Genomic DNA, 3,044 nt, shown 5'->3' with positions numbered 1-3,044 from the left:
ATCATTGAATCATTATCGGTGCAAAAGTCTGCCTCAGCTAATTCACCTGCCGCATTTGGTGGCGGGCATGTTGATATTCGCACTAAATCAATTCCGGCCGACTTCTTCTTTAAAGCGTCAGTAGGCGGTCGTTATAACACCAATGACTCAAATGACAGCTACACCTACAACGGTGGTGGCGATGATTGGACTGGCCAAGACGATGGCACTCGCAGCATGCCAAGCAACATTAATAACACCATTAATCAATATGGTGGAATTAGCCCAATTGATATCGTCAGCAACTCTAATGGCGCTATAAATTACCCAGCAGCACAAAAAGTTAACCGCGAACTAGCACTAGACATGTACCGCGATATGACGGTACACAGCCAAAGTACAGACCCTGCAATGCGCGGCGATATCGCCATTGGTGATCGTTGGGACATTACCGACGATATTATCTTTGGTGCATTGTCAGCCGTGTCTTACAAGAAGCAAGCTGAAAACTACACTAAACGTGAAGTTGAGCTTGATGGTGATAGCAGCCAAGTACAAGTTGAAAACCAGAAAGACATCGTTGGTACCGACTCAATAGTCCAAGTGTCTGGCATGCTTAACTTAGGCTTAGAGATTGGCTACAACCATAAAATCGAAACCTTCACTACTTACCTGCAAGACACTTCAGATGATGTGTCTATGGGGATTGAAGAAACCATCGATACTTTGGGTGAGCCAAATGCACTGCAAGTTTACGCCATTGATTATGAAGAACGTTCGCTTATCAGTAACCAAATTAAAGGTCATCATTTTATTGAATATTTGAATGACGCTGAATTTAATTGGAAGTTCTCCGATGCGCGCTCAGAGCGTTATGCACCAAATGAAGTGTCGTATACCTACAACGTGATTTTAGACGACAGCAACCAGTTATTATCACGTAACCTCAATACTCAAGATGCACCCAAGTATGTCTACAGTCGCCTAGAAGATGATAGCCAAAACTATGCTTGGGACTTTATGTATCCAATTAATCTAGACGGCGCCGTGGTTAAACTGACTACCGGCTATGAATACTTTGAGCGTACTCGCGAAAGCTATGCAACTCGCTTAGGGTTTGATGTCGATTTAAGTCCAACCGATGCCAATGGCGCTATTTTAGCGGGTGATTTTGATGAGATTTTCTCTGATAAAAACATTACCGACAATACCTTAGGGCTAGAGCTGAAAGACGCATCAACTGACACTGAAGACTACATTGCCGCCGAGAAAAACGACGCTGCATTTGTGAGCATGGACATCGACTTTGATGATGTGTGGCGAGTCTATGCTGGTATTCGTTATGAAGATTTTCGTCGCGTCACTTTGCCTATCGACCCCAATGGTGAAATATCAGATGAAGGTGGTCGTTATCAGTTATCTGACTACGTGATAGCAGAAGACGGTTGGTTCCCATCGTTGTCATTAACCTGGAAACAAACCGATACTACTCAATGGCGTTTTGGAGCGAGTAAAACTATCGTTCGTCCAGATCTTCGTGAGGTATCACCGGTTCGATTCCAAGATCCGGTTACTGGTTTTGACTTCTTCGGTAACCCAGAGTTAAAGAGTTCAGACATTCTTAACTTAGATTTACGTTGGGAATACTATTCTGATTCGGGTAATAATTTCAGCATGGGCGCATTCTATAAAGATGTAGATGCACCGATTGAGCCGATTCAACGTATTTCAGAAGCAGGGCGTCAGCTCAAGTTTTATAACGCGCAGTCGGGTTATGTGTACGGTCTTGAAACCGAGTTCTTACAAGAGCTTGAGTTTTTAGGTAGCGAAGGCAGCATTTGGGAAGACTTCTTTGTTGCAGGTAACTTAACCCTTGGTGACTCAGAAATCGATATCGCTGCTAACGGCGAAATTGACCCAACCAATAAAACGCGCCGCATGACCGGACATTCACAATGGGTGGCTAACTTACAGTTAAGTTACGACTCGTCAGACAGTTATCACAGTGCCACATTAGTGTATAACGTGTTTGGTGAACGTATTGCTTATGGTGGCCGTGGTGGTTTAGACGATGTATTTGAAAAGCCATTCCATAGCCTTGATTTTACCTATAGTTTCTTCCCGACAGATAGCGTTACGGTAAAAGTAAAAGCGAAAAATATCTTAGGTGAAACCACTGAATACGAACAGCAAGATCTGCAAGTGTACGCTAAAGACCCTGGCACAGAGTTCACTTTGCAATTTAGCTATGAGTATTAATAGGTTTAATCGTTACGTGTAATAGTGCGTTCAAGAGTCACTTATAAAAGAGTACTTGTTTTTAGCGGTTTTTATTCATCATTTCAATCGCTAAAAATGTGCATGGCCACTTTCTTCGGAACAAAGAAAGTGGCCTTTTTTTGTTTAATAACAAGATAACGCTACACAAACTCAACTTATGTAACGGATAAATAAATTAACCTCAGTTTAAACATTGGCACTTTTCTATTTCAAATTGGGTAGAATACTGGCTTGCTCGTTACTGATACCTCAATGGACCCGTGTTAATGCCCAAAATACTGCCCCTGTTCACCCCGTTAAAGCTGTGTATATATGTGATATTGGCGTTATCGACCAGTGCATGTGCTATGCCGATAGGCATGACCCAAGCGGGTAGCATTACTGCTTCGACTATTGACGAAGCCAGTGGTTTAGCGGTTTCGAGGCTCAACGACAATATATTGTGGGTACATAACGACAGTGGCGACACCGCAAGGATTTTTGCCATTGATACCCAAGGTCATCAGTTGGCGACAGTTAACATTACAGGCGTTAAGAATAACGATTGGGAAGACATCGCCTCGTTCGTTTACCAAGGTGAATCGTATTTATTGATCGCCGATGTGGGTGATAACCAAGCGAAACGATCGCAATATCAGTTACATCTGATCAAAGAGCCTGATTTAAGCCAACTGAATGGCCAAAAAACACTGTCGGCTAAACCCGTTTGGAGCATGACATTTACCTACCCAGATGGTGCACACGATTGTGAATCTGTAGCCGTTGATGTGGCTAAGCAAAAAATA

At 42.9% G+C, this 3,044-nt stretch carries 2 protein-coding genes; both read left to right on the top strand.

Features of this window, described 5'->3' with window-relative positions; translation table 11 throughout:
* Positions 1-2,238, top strand: a 2,238-nt coding sequence (locus tag CXF78_RS18530; RefSeq protein WP_102037581.1) for a TonB-dependent receptor domain-containing protein, incomplete at its 5' end; no start/stop codon positions are given.
* A 287-nt stretch (positions 2,239-2,525) separates the two neighbouring features.
* Positions 2,526-3,044: hypothetical protein (locus CXF78_RS18525; RefSeq protein WP_219622098.1), on the top strand; the 519-nt coding region annotated here is incomplete at its 3' end.

Origin of the sequence: Shewanella sp. 11B5, from assembly GCF_002836795.1 — a bacterium.
GTDB lineage: Bacteria > Pseudomonadota > Gammaproteobacteria > Enterobacterales > Shewanellaceae > Shewanella > Shewanella frigidimarina.
The sequence above is the reverse complement of the archived record's forward strand: the minus strand, read 5'-3'. Positions and strand labels throughout refer to the sequence as shown.